The sequence below is a fragment of the Sphingopyxis selenitireducens genome, from assembly GCF_051550705.1.
In the GTDB taxonomy this organism is placed as follows: domain Bacteria; phylum Pseudomonadota; class Alphaproteobacteria; order Sphingomonadales; family Sphingomonadaceae; genus Sphingopyxis.
The window spans coordinates 1079368-1093720 of record NZ_JBPULG010000001.1; the positions used below are offsets into that span (position 1 = coordinate 1079368).

Below are 14353 nucleotides of genomic sequence, written 5' to 3' on the forward strand. Positions count from 1 at the left end.
CGACCGAACTCCGTCATCCCCGCGAAGGCGGGGATCCCGCTTAACGCCGGTGAGGAACAAGCGGGATCCCCGCCTTCGCGGGGATGACGACAAGAGTCGGAAACGTCCGCTTCCCACCCAAAAGCCAACAAAGGGACAGGCCCGAAAATTCCGCTGTCCTACATTATCCGGAGCGCATAGCCTCACGCTCATGGCCACTCGATCACCCCTCCACCTCCGTCATTCGCTGCACAGCGCCCGCCGTGCGCGAGGGAGCGAAATGAGGGGGTACGTGGTGTGTACTTCCTATACTTTGGAATAAAATTGCGCGGCGCGAACCGCCTATTCGCCGTCCGACTCGGCCTTCGGCTTGCTCATCTCGGTGACCAGCAGCTTGTCGATCTTGCGGCCGTCCATGTCGACGATCTCGAACTGCCAGCCGCGATCGCGGAACACCTCGCCCTCCTTGGGCAGATGCTTCAATATCGCGAGCGCGTGGCCTGCCGCCGTCGCATAATCGCGGTCGTCGGCGAGTTCGATCCCCAGCCGTTCGGCCATCTGATCGGCGGGCATCGAACCCGCAACCAACAGACTGCCGTCGTCACGCTCGACGACGAAAGGCTCGCTGCCGATGTCCTGATCCGACGCAAATTCGCCCGCGATCGCTGCGAGCAGGTCGGCGGGGGTCACCAGTCCTTCGAAATGGCCATATTCGTCGTGGACGAACAACATCGGCACTTCGGCGACACGCAGCGCCTCAAGCGCATCCATTGCGTCGATCTGGTCGTGGATGACCTTTACCGGGCGGGTGAGTTTTTCAAGGTCAAGCGCATCGCCGCGGAACAAGGCGCCGGCGATGTCGCGCGCCTGCACGACCCCGACGATATCGTCGACCGAGCCCCGCGCCACCGGGATTCGCGTGTGCGGGGTTTCCAGCAATTTCGCGCGCACCCCATCGGCGTCGGACGCGATGTCGATCCAGTCGACATCCTTGCGCGGGGTCATCACCTCGCGCACCGGGCGGTCGGCAAGGCGCACGACGCCCGAAATAATCGCGCGTTCGCTCTCCTCGATCACGCCCGATTTGGACGCTTCGGCGACGATCAGGTGCAATTCCTCGGCGGTGACCCGATCTTCCGATTCGCGGTTGAGCCCGAGCAGGCGGAACACCAGCGCCGAACTGTTGTCCAGCAGCCAGACCAGCGGCGCCGCGACCTTCGAAAGCCAGTACATCGGCACCGCCACCGCAATCGCGATGCGTTCGGGCGAGCGCAGCGCGAACTGCTTGGGAACCAGCTCGCCCGCGATCAGCGAGAAATAGGTTGTAATCGCAATGACGAGCGCAAAACCGGCGGCCAGCGCATTTTCGTCGTTGAGGCCAAGCAGCGCCTGCAATCGCTCGCCGACGGGGCCACCCAGGCTGGCACCCGAATAGGCACCGGCGAGAATCCCGATCAGCGTAATGCCGACCTGTACCGTGGACAGAAAGCGTCCGGGGTCGGCAGCGAGCCTGCGTGCGATCGCCGCACCGCGACTGCCGCGCTTCTCGGCCGCCTGCAGACGCGGGCCACGCGACGACACGAGCGCGAGTTCAGACATGGCGAAAATGCCGTTGAGCAGAATCAGGACGGCGATGATCGCAACGTCAGACCAGGGAAAAGGAGTCATCGGATGTGTTGCGGGCGCTTCGGCGCCCAGCCCCTGTCTTCGTCGGTCATGTCCTGCCTATAGGCGAAAGATGCAGCGATATACAATGGTGCCCGTCAACACATGGCTCAGCTATTGTTCAGCAAGATTTTGGAACCAGAAACGCAGCCATATGTTATCGGCTTGAAGCGACGTTCGCATGACCGGCGAAGCCGCCGCAAATAAAGGGAGCGACACGATGAATAGCAGAATGATCAAGCTCACCACGCTCGCCAGCCTTGGCGCGCTCGCGCTGACCGGCTGCGTTACCGATCCGGAAACGGGTCAGAAGCGCATTTCGAAGGCCGCGATCGGCGGCATCGGCGGTGCGCTCGGCGGATATCTGCTCGGCGACCTGATCGGCGGCCGCAACAGCCGTACCGAAGAAATTCTAGGCGCTGGTATCGGCGCCGTCGCCGGCGCGGGCATCGGCAATTATATGGATCAGCAGGAAAAGAAGCTGCGCGAACGCACTGCGGGCACCGGCATCGACGTCGAACGCCAGGGCGATCAGCTGGTGCTCAACATGCCGGGCGACGTGACCTTCGACCTCAACAGCGCGCTGGTGAAGCCGCAGTTCCGCAGCGCGCTCGACAATGTCGCGACGACGCTCGCCGAATATCCGAGCACCTATATCGACGTGTACGGCCACACCGATTCGAAGGGCAGCGATACCTATAATCAGGGCCTGTCCGAACGCCGCGCGGCGTCGGTCGCCGACTATCTGGGTGGCCGCGGCATCCAGCGCGCGCGCATGGCGACGCTGGGCTACGGCGAATCGCAGCTGAAATGCACGCCGGAGGTGAGCGAGGCCGATTATCAGTGCAATCGCCGCGTCGAAATTCGCATCGCGCCGGTGACCCAGGCCGACGTCAACGCCGCACGATAAATCCATTCCCGTGGATGAGAAAGGGCGTCGCCTGCGGGCGGCGCCCTCTTTTCATCACTAACCCAGCGAGGGGAAGCTGGCTTTCAATCCATCGATCACGAACTGCGCCGCAAGCGCCGCGAGTAGCACGCCGAGCAGCCGGGTAATCACCGCCTCACCTTTGTTGCCGATCAGCCGCATCAGCGGCCCCGCGGTGAGCAGAGCGGCCAGCGTCAGCAACAGCACCAGCAGCAACGCACCGAAAATCACCATCGCGCGGTCGAGGCCGTTATTCTGCGCGACCAGCAGCATCACCGAGGCGATCGACCCCGGTCCCGCGAGCATCGGCATCGCCATCGGGAACACCGAAACATCCTCGACCTCGGGGGTCGCCATCAGCTTCTCGGCGCGCTGTTCGCGTCGCTCGGTGCGCTTTTCGAAGACCATGTCGATTGCGATCATGAACAGCATGATGCCGCCCGCGATGCGGAAACTATCAAGGTCGATGTGCAGGAAGCTGAGCAGCGCTTCGCCGAACATCGCGAAAAAGACGAGAATACAGCCGGCGATCAACGTCGCGCGGATCGCCATCGCCCGGCGCTGCGCGGCGCTCGCACCCGACGTCAGGCTGGCATAGATCGGCGCGCATCCCGGCGGGTCGATGACCACGAACAGGGTGACGAAGGCCGAAATGAACAGGTCCATCATGGCCGCTTGGGCACCGCGACCTGATCGTCGATGACGGTCGCCATCTGCGTGCCATCCCACAGCCGAATCGTCACGCGGCGCGACTGGTCGGCGCGGACGGTCGAGGTCCAGCTAAGCGTCTGGTCGGGTGACAGCCCGATCATCCGATCCTCACCCTCGGTTCCGCCATCGACGCCAACGCCCGGCGATCCGCAGGTCGCTTGTTTCGACGCGATGAAATCGGGCGCTTCGCGCGGAGTGGTCAGCGTGTCGCCATGGTCGAGCGTCCAGAGCAGATCGCCCTTTTTGGGATCGCGCAGCCAGACGGTGGTGAAATAGCCATTCTCCCCGCCCTTCTGCCACGCGCCGGTCGTCGCCCCGGCATTGCCGTCGCAGCTGACGTACACCGCATGCGGTTGCCACTTCACCGCCTCGGCAGGATCTTTCTGCGATTTCAGCCAGTCGCGCGCCTTGACGCGCTGCGGTACGAACATCACCGCATCGGACGCCGCGGTTTCGCGGAACGCCGTCCATTGCCCCTTTTCCTGCGCCAGCCGGGCAAAGCCGATCTCGGCGGCGATGAAGGCGCTGGGGTTGGCCGAAAGCGGCCTGTTGCGAAGATCGTCCGTCGATGCGCAGGCTGCGAGCAACGGCGCGGAGATAGCGGACATCAGCAACAGGCGGCGCATCATCAAAAACCTTTCGGATCGGCGAGCCCCGCGCGGCGATGCGCGGCGACGAGCGTGTTGCGCAACAGACAGGCGATGGTCATCGGACCGACGCCGCCAGGAACCGGGGTGACCGCACCGGCGACCGCCGCGGCCCCGGCATAATCGATGTCGCCGACGAGCCGCCCCTTTGCTTCCCCCGGTGCGGGGGCGAGACGGTTGATACCGACGTCGATGACGACCGCGCCGTGCTTGATCCAGTCGCCCTTCACCATTTCGGCACGGCCGACGGCGGCGACGACGATATCGGCGCGGCGAACGAGGTCGGGCAAATCCTTCGTCCGGCTGTGCGCCATGGTGACGGTGCAATTGGCGCCGAGCAGCAATTGCGCCATCGGCTTGCCGACGAGGATCGAACGGCCGATCACGACCGCATCCTTGCCCGACAGGTCGCCGAGACGATCCTCGAGCAGCAGCAAACAGCCATATGGGGTGCATGGCACCATGCCGGGAATGCCGAGCGCGAGGCGCCCGGCGCTGACCGGGGTCAGCCCGTCGACATCCTTGTCGGGGTGGATCGTCGCGACCGCCGCCTGTTCGTCGAGATGTCCGGGCAGCGGCAACTGCAGCAGGATACCGTCGACGGATTCGTCGGCGTTGAGGGTCGCGAGCAGCCCCTCGACCTCTTCCTGCGACGCACTGGCGGGCAGGCGATGCTCAAAGCTCGCCATGCCGGCCGCAACCGTCGCCTTGCCTTTCGACCCGACATAGACCGCGCTCGCCGGATCGTCACCGACCAGCACAACCGCGAGCCCGGGAACGCGCCCTGTTGCTGCCTGAAATGCCGGAACCGCATCACCGATCCGGGCGCGAAGACCCGCAGCGAAGGCCTTGCCGTCGATTGCTTCGGCAGTCATCACGCCATCCCGCTGCTATAAGCGAGGCTCGCCAGATAGTTCAGCACGGGTCCGTCGATGATGATGATCAGGATCAGGACCAGCATGGGGGTCAGGTCGAGGCCACCGAAATCGGGCATGATGCGGCGAAACGGGCGGTAAAGCGGCTCGGTGATCCGGTCGAGTACCGTCCACAGCTGGCGGACGAAATCATTGTGCGTGTTGATGACGTTGAACGCGATCAGCCACGACATCACCGCCTGCGCGATGATGAACCACCACAGGACCGTCAGGATGATGTGGACGATCTGGATGAGCATGAGAAGCAAGACAGGTCTCCGTAAAAGGCGGCGTTTGAACGCTCTTAGCGGTGAATGAGCGTGCCCGCACCCCTCGCCGTGAAAATTTCCAGCAGCATTGCGTGCGGGATGCGTCCATCGAGGATGACCGCGGCCTCGACCCCGGCATCGACGGCGGCGACGCAGGTCTCGACCTTGGGTATCATGCCGCCGGTGATCGTGCCGTCATCCTTCAGCGCCTCGATCGCCGGGCGGTCGAGGTCGGTGAGCAGCGCGCCCGATTTGTCGAGCACCCCGGCGACGTCGGTGAGCAGGAAGAAGCGCTTGGCGCCCAGCGCACCGGCGATCGCCCCCGCCATCGTATCGGCGTTGATATTATAGGTCGCGCCATCGGCGCCGAGCGCGACCGGCGCGACGATGGGGATGAAATTATCCTTGGTCAGATTGACGAGGATCGTCGGATCGACCGCCACCGGTTCGCCGACGAAGCCGAGGTCGACATGCCGCTCGATCCCCGAATTGGGGTCGGGTTCGGTGCGGCGTACCTTTTCGGCGAGGACCAGATTGGCGTCTTTGCCCGAAATGCCGACCGCGCGACCGCCGAGCGCGGCAAGCCAGCCGACGATTTCCTTGTTGATCTTGCCCGCCAGCACCATCTCGGCAACCTCGGCGGTCGCGGCGTCGGTGACCCGAAGGCCCCCGACGAAGGTGGATTCGATCCCGAGTTGCTTCAGCATCCGCCCGATCTGCGGTCCGCCGCCATGAACGACGACCGGATTTATCCCGACCGCCTTGAGCAGCACGATATCTTCGGCGAAATCGCGCTGCGCCTCGGCATCGCCCATCGCGTGACCGCCATATTTGATCACGAAGGTCTCGCCGGCGTAGCGCTGCAGATAGGGCAGCGCTTCGACGAGGGTTTCGGCCTTGGCGAGCAGGTCGGGCATTTTGGAGGGATCGGTCATCGTCATCATCCTGCGTTCTTTGCATCAAGGTGGCGGCCAAGCGCAACGAGGCCCGTGATGACAAACGGAATGACCACGATCGACAGCCCGACTTTTGCCAGCATCTGCCCGCCCATCAAATTGGCGATCGGGAAGACGCCCGAAAAAGCGATGGTGACGAACAGCAGGGTGTCGACAATCTGGCTCAGCGCGCTGGCGATCGCACCGCGCACCGCAAGCCAGGTCGATCCGGCCCCCGCGCCTTCGCGTCCGCGAAGTTTGCTGAAGATGGTGACGTTCAGAAATTGCGACGTGCCATAGGCGACGATCCCTGCCGCCATCAGGCGCGGGCTCTGACCCAATATCGTGTCGAAAGCGGCAAGCCGTTCGGGCTGCATTTCGGACGACGCCGGGAGCGCGAGCACCAGCGCGGTCAGCATGATCGACAGGACCAGCGGGACGAAGCCCCAGAGTACGAGGCGGTTGGCGGTTGACTGACCGTGCAGTTCCGACACGCTGCTCGACAAGGCGACGAGGAACAGAAACGGGAAAATCCCGGCTTCGACCGCGAGCCAGTCGCCCAGCGCGACCTGCTTGTTACCGAGCACCCCGGCGAGCACGACCATGCCGCCATAGATGATGGTAAAAAGAAAGAGCGAGGGCGATAGCGTGCGCGGCAGCGCCGTCGAAGTGGTGTCGGTCATGCCGCCCGATAGTCGGTTTTGCTGGCGCTGGAAAGATGGCGCCGCAACCTCGTTTCGGCATGCGGGATATGGCCCGATGTCCGCCACGTCCTCTCGGAAAGGCCGACCCCGGACTTGCCCCGCCGCCAAAGCCCGCTAGACAGGCGAATTACGCTCGCGGGGGACGCACGAAGATATGGAACGCCTGATCGGTTTGCTTGGCATTGTCGCATTGCTCGCGATTGCCGTGCTTTTCTCGTCGAACCGCCGCTGGATTCGCTTGCGGATCGTCGTCCCCGCTTTCCTGCTTCAGGCCGGTTTCGCCCTGTTGGTGATCGGCACCCCGTGGGGCCGCGCGATCATCCAGGGGATGTCGAACGCGGTGTCGAACCTGCTCGGTTATGCCAAGGCCGGGACCGATTTCATCTTCGGACCGCTTGCGGCGCCCGAGATGGGCGGAAACAGTTTTGCGATCGCGGCGCTGCCGGTCATCATCTTCTTCGCCTCGCTGATCTCGATCCTCTATTATCTGGGCATCATGCAGCTGGTGATTAAATGGGTCGGCGGCGCGATCCAGAAAGTCACCGGCATCACCAAGGTCGAAAGCCTCGGCGCCGCGGCGAATATCTTCGTCGGCCAGTCCGAAGCCCCGCTGGTCATCCGCCCCTATCTCGCGGGCCTGACCCCGTCGCAGCTGTTCACGATCATGACCGTCGGCATGGCGGGGGTCGCTGGCACGATTTTGGGCGCCTATGCGAGCATGATCGGTGAACAATTGCTGCCCTACCTGCTCGCTGCCAGTTTCATGTCGGCACCCGGCGGCATTTTGATGGCCAAGATCATGATGCCCGACGATCCCAAGGATCTGGGTATCGAGCCCGTGATCATGCCCGAGGCGAGCCATGATGAGGAAAAACCCGCCAACCTGATCATGGCGGCGGCACAGGGCGCACAGACCGGGGTCAAGCTGGCGGTTGCGGTCGGCGCGATGGTTCTCGCCTTTGTCGCGCTCGTCGCCCTCGCCAACGGCCTGCTCGGCGGGATTGGCGGCTGGTTTGGCTATGACGGCCTGTCGTTCCAGGCGATCATCGGCGCCATTTTTCGCCCGGTGATGTGGCTGATGGGCGTACCATGGAACGAAAGCGCCGCCGTCGGCGGCTTGTTCGGGACCAAGGTCGTTCTCAACGAGTTCGTCGCCTTCATCGACCTTGGCAAATTGCAGGGCGACATGTCGCTGGCTGCGATCGCGATCGCGACCTTTGCGCTGTGCGGCTTTGCCAATTTCAGTTCGATTGCGATCCAGATGGCAGTCACCGGCAGCCTTGCCCCCAATCAACGCCCGATGATCGCACGACTGGGGCTGAAAGCGCTGCTCGCGGGAAGCCTGTCGAACCTGATGTCGGCGGCGCTGGCGGGCTTGATGCTGAGCATCGCCCCGCCCGTGGCACCTCCGGCAGCAACGCCGCCCATTTCGGCGGTGACGCCCGCGGAAGCACCTGCTCAGGCCCCGGCAAAGGCGCCTTGAACTGACAGGTTGCCTTCCTTCGACAGCGACATAGGCACTGGCCTCCGGCCGCTTGGCGGAACCGGCCGGAAATGATAGATTCCCGAGGTTCGGATCTGGAACAGGAGGGCATCATGAAAACCGCCTATCGTTTGTCGATATTCGCCGCAGCCGCGCTTTCGGTGGGAGGTGGTCTGTTTGCCGTTTCCCATGCCCAGCCGCCCGAAGAGCGCATGGCGCGTCCGACCGAGGCGACCATCTATCGCGACGCCAGCTATCGCGGCCCGGCAGTCTTCATCGGCGAGGCCAAGCCAAACCTCGGCCTCGCCTGGCCGGTCAATTCGATTCGGGTGACGAACGGACGCTGGGAGCTGTGCGAAAGGACCCGCTATCGCGGTCAGTGCCGCACCGTCGATCGCGACACGCCGGTGCTGAACAATGTGCTGCGCGGTCTGACCATCCAGTCTATCCGGCCGGTCGGTTCGGGCGGCGGCGGTGGCTGGGGCCCGAGCCCGCCCGCCAACGACCAGAGCACCCGCGGCAATTTCGCCGAATTCCATACCCAGCCCGCGACCGGAAACCGCCGTGTTCTAGCCTGCGCCAACGGGTCGGGAACCGCCAATTGCGCGGCGCAGACCGCCGACACCTGGTGCCGTTCGATCGGCTGGAACGGGTCGGCACGCGAGCATATGGAAACGGTCGCAAACCGCGTTTACCTCGCCGACGTGCTGTGCGTCCGTTCGGGTTATTGAGCCATACGAACGCAGATGCACATCGTCGCAGCCGCCACCGCTACGTTCGCGCTGGCCGCCTGCTCATCGGTCCCCGCAAGGACGGGAACCGCCTATGAATGCAGCGGCGGGACCCGGCTGAAGGTCGACTATTTGCCGGATAGCGCGATCGTGCGCGTCAATGGTGGCAGGACGCTGGTACTGCGTTCGACGCCTGCCAACAGCGGCGCCATTTATGAAAACAAGACGGGCGCACGACTGCACCGGCAGGGCAATCAGGTGACATGGAACACCGCCACCCGTTCGGCGGCCGAGACCTGCAGCGTGGTTATACGGCCGATGTAGTTTGAACGGGCCGCCGGCGACGCGGCGGCCCGTTCAAAGCGTCATCCCCGCAAAGGCGGCGCGCACTTCGGCGGCGAACAATTCCGGTTGTTCCCACGCGGCGAAATGGCCACCGCGCTCGACCTCGTTCCAATAGACGATGTTGCGATAGCGGCGCTCCGCCCAGCGCCGCGACAGCCGCATGATCTCGTTCGGAAACAGGCTGCAACCTGTCGGCACCATGATCTCGCCCGCGGCAAAGCTACGGAAACTGTGCCAATAGAGCCGTGCCGACGAGGCCGCGCTCGCGGTGAGCCAATAGAGGCTGATCGTGTCGAGCATCGCATCCTTTGACAGCGCCTTTTCGGGGTGTCCGCCAACAGATTGTCCGCCCGGTTCGTGTCCGCAATCGGTCCAGCCATGGAATTTTTCGGCGATCCACGCCATTTGCCCGACCGGCGAATCCGTCAGGCCATAGCCGAGCGTCTGCGGTCGCGTCGCCTGCTGCGTCGAATAGCCGCTGTCCTTCGCCTGATACCAGCCGAAGCGCGCCAGATAGATTTTCTCGACGTCGGTGAGATCGCTCATCAAGTCGGGCGGCGGCACGCCGACGACCATATTGACGTGGATGCCGGCGCAATGATCGGCGTGATTCATTCCGATCGCGCAGGTGACGGCGCTCCCCCAATCGCCGCCCTGCGCGAAATAGCGATCATAGCCGAGCGCGCGCATCAGCGCGTCCCAGCCGGCGGCAATATGTTCGACGCTCCATTTGGCGTTCGTCGGCTTGCCCGAAAAGCCATAGCCGGGGAGCGACGGAATCACGAGGTGATAGTCAGCCGAGAGCGGAGCGACGACATCGAGGAATTCGAGCACCGATCCCGGCCAGCCGTGGGTCAATACCAGCGGGCGCGCAGCGGGGTTGTCCGAAAGGATATGGAGGAAATGAATATCGAGGCCATCGACCTCGGCCAGATAATTGGGCAGCGCATTCAGCCGCACCTCGACGCGCCGCCAGTCATAGTCATGCTGCCAATAAGCGGCCAGTTCCTGTGCATAGGCGAGCGGAAGACCCTGATCCCAATCGGCAACAGTTTCCTTTTCGGGCCAACGGGTTCGGGCGAGGCGGTCTTTCAGATCATCGAGCGCCGCGTCGGGCACCGCGACGTGGAACGGACGGATATTTTCGACGCGCATTCGGCTCTCCCCCGGCAATCATGCCAGATTAGGGCCGCGCGGGCGCCTTGCAACCGCGTTCGAGGCCGACGCCTTTCAGGAAACCGCGGCGGACCGTGCCGGCATAGACGGCGAAGGCGTAGCGGCGGCGCTCGGCATTGGCCCCGGTGACCTCGCCGATCAGCCCGCGGAACGGAATAATCCCGCCTGCTATCGTGCCAGCGACGCGGCCTGCCGTTTCTTCACGCTTCTTCGCGCGGTCCTTGTCGACCTGTTCGTTGACGTCGGGGCCGAGCACCGCGTTGAGTTCGGTTATTTCCGTAATGATCGTAGCACATTTGCCAAGCCCCGCGAGCGAATAGGGATCCTCCTGAATCGCCAAAAGCTTTGGGGGCACTTCCTTGCCATCGAACGGTTCGGTCACCGAATTGGCCGTATCCTTGATCGTCGAATCCTCCGGCGCACCCTTTTGGGCGTAAGAAGGAACCGGAAGGATGAAGGCCGTGGCCATCAGGCCAATCAGAAGCTTGCTGCGCATGATCTTTTCCTCTGTTCGCTCCGGGCAGTGCGGCCCATAGTCTCAACGCATGGAAAGTCAGCCGGCTCCCGGCTCAATCATTGTCGGCGTCAGCGTGTCGGTACGGGTTCGGGCCCGGTCCAGTCGTAGAAGCCGCGCCCGGCCTTTTTGCCGACCCAGCCCGCATCGACATATTGAACGAGCAGCGGTGCGGGGCGGAATTTGGGATCGCCGGTGCCACTGTGGAGCACGCGGATGATTTCGAGGCAGGTGTCGAGCCCGATGAAATCGGCGAGCGTGATCGGACCCATCGGATGGTTGAGGCCGAGGCGGCAACCGGCGTCAATATCCTGCATCGTCGCTACGCCTTCACCCAGAGCGAACACCGCTTCGTTGATCAGCGGCATGAGGACGCGGTTGACGATGAAGCCCGGCGCGTCGTTGGCGTGGACGATTTCCTTGCCGAGCCCGCGGCCATACGCCTCGACCGCCTGCAGCGTCGCATCGCTGGTCGCGAGCCCGCGGATCAGTTCGATCAGCCCCATGACCGGAACGGGATTGAAGAAATGGACGCCGATGAAGCGCGCGGGATCGTGCGACGCCTGCGCCAGACGGGTGATCGGGATCGAGCTGGTGTTGGTCGCGAGGATCGCGGTCTCCGACAGATGCGGCCCGACGCTGGCGAAGATCGCGCGCTTGATCTCTTCGCGCTCGGTCGCCGCCTCGATCACGAGATCGGCGGGGGCGAAGGCGCTATGGTCGGCAACCGGCGTGATGCGCGCGAGCAAGGCGTCGGCGTCGCCCTGGGTCATTTTTTCCTTGGTGACGAGGCGGCCGAGCGCCTTGGCGATGCCTGCCTTACCGGCTTCGGCACGCGCGAGGTCGATGTCGGAAAGCAGCACATCATGGCCGGCGCCGGCCGACACTTGCGCAATCCCCGCACCCATTTGCCCCGCACCGATGACGCCGACGATCATTCCGCTATCCTTTCACTATATCCGTGGGCGCTGACTAGGCTTTGGAAACAGCGCGTCAAGGGGCGGAACGGAAAGCGGTTGCTTCGGCAAGGATCAAGGCGAAGGCGGGATCGGCGTCATCCCATGTCGCGACCGGGGTCCAGCCGCCCGTCCGCAGCAGGAGATTTGCGTCGCGCGGGCCATATTTATGGCTGTTCTCGCTGTGGATCGTCTCACCCGCGGTCATCGCATAGCTGTGGCCATCGACAGTGAATTCCATGTCGCATGCGGCAACAAGATGCATTTCGATCCGCGCATAAATGTCGTTCCAGACGGCGCGGTGAACGAAATTCTCGATCGGAAGGTCGCCGCCGAGTTCGCGGTTGATCCGTTCGAGGAGATTGAGGTTGAACGCCGCAGTCACCCCGGCGGGATCGTCATAGGCTCGTTCGAGAATCGCGATATCCTTGATCCGGTCGATCCCGATCAGGAGCAGCGAGCCGTCGCCGAGCGCCCCGCGCCAATGGCGGAGCAGATCGACCGCGCTGCGCGCGACCATATTGCCGATCGTCGAACCGGGGAAGAAACCGAGCTTGGGCAGCGGCCCGATTTCGCGCGGCAGATCGACGCGCTGGGTAAAATCGGCCTCGACCGGATAGATGGGGAGACCGGGAAAGCGCAAAGCGAGCGCCGCCGAACTATCACGAAGGAAATCGCCCGAAATATCGACCGGCACATAAGCGGCGGGCGCAATCGCGCCAAGTAACAAGGGCGTTTTGGTCGAACTTCCCGATCCCAGTTCGACCACAGCGCGGCCGGAGCCGATCGCGGCCGCCATATCGGCGGCGTGGCGGGTGAGCAGGTCGGTCTCGCTGCGCGTCGGATAATATTCGGGAAGCGCGGTAATATCCTCGAACAGCGCCGATCCGGTCGCATCGTAAAACCAGCGCGCGGGAATCGCCTTTTGCTGCTGGCTGAGGCCGGCATGGACGTCGGCGCGAAAGGCGACGTCGATTCCGGCATCGTCGGCCGAAACCTGACGAAGGTTGCGCACAACGCCCATATTTAAATATCCTTGGCCAGGCGAAGGCCCGTGAATTGCCAGCGCTGATGGGGGTAGAAGAAATTGCGGTAACTGGCGCGCACATGGCCGCGCGGAGTCGCGCAGCTGCCGCCGCGCAGCACAAACTGGCCGCTCATGAACTTGCCATTATATTCGCCGACAGCGCCGGGCGCGGCGCGAAAGCCGGGATAGGGGCGATAAGCGCTGCCGGTCCATTCCCACACGCTGCCGAACATCTGTTGCAGCCCCGTGTCACCATCGTCCGCAACCGGATGCACCGGCCCGGCGGTGTCCATTTGTTGCCCCGATGCCGGGTCGAGCACGGCCGCGGCGGCTTCCCATTCGATCTCGGTCGGCAAACGCGCGCCGGCCCAGCTGGCAAAGGCATCGGCCTCGAAAAAGCTGATGTGGGTGACGGGCGCGGCGGGGTCGATATCCTGCCAGCCAGCGAGCGTGAATTGCCGCCCGTCCTGCCAATAGGCCGGCGCTTCGACATTTTCGGCCTGCACCCACGCCCAGCCGTCGCTGAGCCAGAGCGATGGCATGCGATAGCCGCCATCGTCGATAAAATCCTGCCATTCGCCGTTGGTCACGGTGCGACTGGCGAGCGCGTGCGGCACCAGAAGCGCGGAAAACTGCGGAAGTTCACAGTCGAATGCGAAATCTTCGCCATGATGACCGACCGGAACCACGCCCTCGCCGCCCTCAATCCAGCGCATCGGGGGAGCCGCGTCGCGCGACGACGAAAGGGCGGAAAACTGCGCAACTTCATTCTGAAATGCAGGGTCGGCAGCGTTCCACATGGCGGGGCCGAGCGGGTTTTGCGCGAAGAGATGCTTGATATCGGTGAGCAGCAATTCCTGATGTTGCTGTTCGTGCTGGACGCCGAGTTCGACGAGCGCGAGAGCGGCAGGCGAGAGGCGGGGCAACGCGTCTTGCACCGCGGCATCGACATGCGTGCGCCAGTCGCGCACGTCGTCCAGTGACGGGCGGGTCAGCAGCCCCCGCTGCGGGCGGGCGTGGCGCGGACCTTCGGCTTCATAATAGCTGTTGAACAAATAGGCGAAGCGGTCGTCCCAGGCGCGGTAGCCCGGCACATGATCGCGCAGCACGAAGCTTTCGAAAAACCATGTCGTGTGCGCGAGATGCCATTTGGCGGGCGACGCGTCGGACATCGACTGCGCCGAAGCATCGGCGTCGGACAAGGGGGCGACGAGGTCGAGCGACAGGCGCCGCGTCGCCGCGAAGCGCTGCGTCAGCGCCTCCACTCTGTCGATTGTCGGCGAAACATCGGTTCGGCTGGCCATGACAAGACAATTCCCCGAGGCGCGATTCGGTTTCGCAAGAGACGTCGATTATGGTGATGCCGCGA

At 63.8% G+C, this 14353-nt stretch carries 16 protein-coding genes; 4 read left to right on the forward strand and 12 right to left on the reverse strand.

The features are described 5' to 3' along the window. Positions 1-321 precede the first annotated feature (321 nt). The gene (locus tag ACSYDV_RS04945; protein ID WP_438322622.1) at positions 322-1647 is read right to left on the reverse strand and encodes a hemolysin family protein; all 1326 of its coding nucleotides are present in this window, start codon (positions 1645-1647) and stop codon (positions 322-324) included. 217 nt (positions 1648-1864) lie between these two features. On the opposite strand from ACSYDV_RS04945, the gene ACSYDV_RS04950 reads away from it, so the two are divergent. Then, on the forward strand, positions 1865-2554 hold the full coding sequence (locus ACSYDV_RS04950) for a YiaD family glycine zipper/OmpA-like lipoprotein (protein ID WP_438322623.1): 690 nt from the start codon (positions 1865-1867) through the stop codon (positions 2552-2554). 57 nt (positions 2555-2611) lie between these two features. Here ACSYDV_RS04950 and ACSYDV_RS04955 read toward each other — a convergent pair whose 3' ends face one another. Genes ACSYDV_RS04955 through ACSYDV_RS04980 form a run of 6 tightly spaced genes read right to left on the reverse strand, consistent with a single transcriptional unit; the run spans position 2612 to position 6731 of the window. Beyond that, positions 2612-3241, reverse strand: coding sequence for a MarC family protein (locus ACSYDV_RS04955; protein ID WP_438322624.1), 630 nt, complete (start codon positions 3239-3241; stop codon positions 2612-2614). Further along, positions 3238-3909 (reverse strand): hypothetical protein, encoded by a 672-nt coding sequence (locus ACSYDV_RS04960; RefSeq protein ID WP_438322845.1) that lies wholly within the window; start codon positions 3907-3909, stop codon positions 3238-3240. The genes ACSYDV_RS04955 and ACSYDV_RS04960 overlap by 4 nt, the downstream gene beginning before the upstream one ends. A gap of 2 nt (positions 3910-3911) precedes the next feature. Next, entirely contained in the window at positions 3912-4805 is an 894-nt protein-coding gene (folD, locus tag ACSYDV_RS04965; protein ID WP_438322625.1) for a bifunctional methylenetetrahydrofolate dehydrogenase/methenyltetrahydrofolate cyclohydrolase FolD, read from the reverse strand. Next, on the reverse strand, positions 4805-5104 hold the full coding sequence (locus tag ACSYDV_RS04970; RefSeq protein ID WP_438322846.1) for a YggT family protein: 300 nt from the start codon (positions 5102-5104) through the stop codon (positions 4805-4807). Before ACSYDV_RS04970 ends, folD begins: the two co-directional genes overlap by 1 nt. A gap of 44 nt (positions 5105-5148) precedes the next feature. Continuing rightward, entirely contained in the window at positions 5149-6057 is a 909-nt protein-coding gene (argB, locus tag ACSYDV_RS04975) for an acetylglutamate kinase (RefSeq protein ID WP_438322626.1), read from the reverse strand. Then, on the reverse strand, positions 6054-6731 hold the full coding sequence (locus ACSYDV_RS04980) for a queuosine precursor transporter (protein ID WP_438322627.1): 678 nt from the start codon (positions 6729-6731) through the stop codon (positions 6054-6056). Before ACSYDV_RS04980 ends, argB begins: the two co-directional genes overlap by 4 nt. Positions 6732-6906: 175 nt before the next feature. On the opposite strand from ACSYDV_RS04980, the gene ACSYDV_RS04985 reads away from it, so the two are divergent. From ACSYDV_RS04985 to ACSYDV_RS04995, 3 genes are all read left to right on the forward strand, one after another. After that, a complete protein-coding gene (locus tag ACSYDV_RS04985; RefSeq protein WP_438322628.1) occupies positions 6907-8235 on the forward strand; it encodes a NupC/NupG family nucleoside CNT transporter in 1329 nt (442 codons plus the stop codon). 113 nt (positions 8236-8348) lie between these two features. Further along, positions 8349-8966: a beta/gamma crystallin-related protein gene (locus tag ACSYDV_RS04990; protein ID WP_438322629.1), complete on the forward strand. Its 618-nt coding sequence runs from the start codon at positions 8349-8351 to the stop codon at positions 8964-8966. Between the two features lie 15 nt (positions 8967-8981). After that, complete coding sequence (locus tag ACSYDV_RS04995; RefSeq protein ID WP_438322630.1) at positions 8982-9290, forward strand: MliC family protein; 309 nt, start codon at positions 8982-8984, stop codon at positions 9288-9290. Positions 9291-9323: 33 nt separating this feature from the next. Here ACSYDV_RS04995 and ACSYDV_RS05000 read toward each other — a convergent pair whose 3' ends face one another. The 5 genes from ACSYDV_RS05000 to egtB all read right to left on the reverse strand — a co-directional run bounded on the left by ACSYDV_RS05000 (position 9324) and on the right by egtB (position 14288). Continuing rightward, entirely contained in the window at positions 9324-10466 is a 1143-nt protein-coding gene (locus ACSYDV_RS05000; protein WP_438322631.1) for an epoxide hydrolase family protein, read from the reverse strand. Between the two features lie 28 nt (positions 10467-10494). Continuing rightward, positions 10495-10983: a hypothetical protein gene (locus ACSYDV_RS05005; protein WP_438322632.1), complete on the reverse strand. Its 489-nt coding sequence runs from the start codon at positions 10981-10983 to the stop codon at positions 10495-10497. 89 nt (positions 10984-11072) lie between these two features. Next, a complete protein-coding gene (locus ACSYDV_RS05010; RefSeq protein WP_438322633.1) occupies positions 11073-11939 on the reverse strand; it encodes a 3-hydroxyacyl-CoA dehydrogenase NAD-binding domain-containing protein in 867 nt (288 codons plus the stop codon). A gap of 55 nt (positions 11940-11994) precedes the next feature. After that, entirely contained in the window at positions 11995-12981 is a 987-nt protein-coding gene (egtD, locus tag ACSYDV_RS05015) for an L-histidine N(alpha)-methyltransferase (RefSeq protein WP_438322634.1), read from the reverse strand. Between the two features lie 2 nt (positions 12982-12983). After that, a complete protein-coding gene (egtB, locus tag ACSYDV_RS05020; RefSeq protein ID WP_438322635.1) occupies positions 12984-14288 on the reverse strand; it encodes an ergothioneine biosynthesis protein EgtB in 1305 nt (434 codons plus the stop codon). Positions 14289-14353 lie beyond the last annotated feature (65 nt).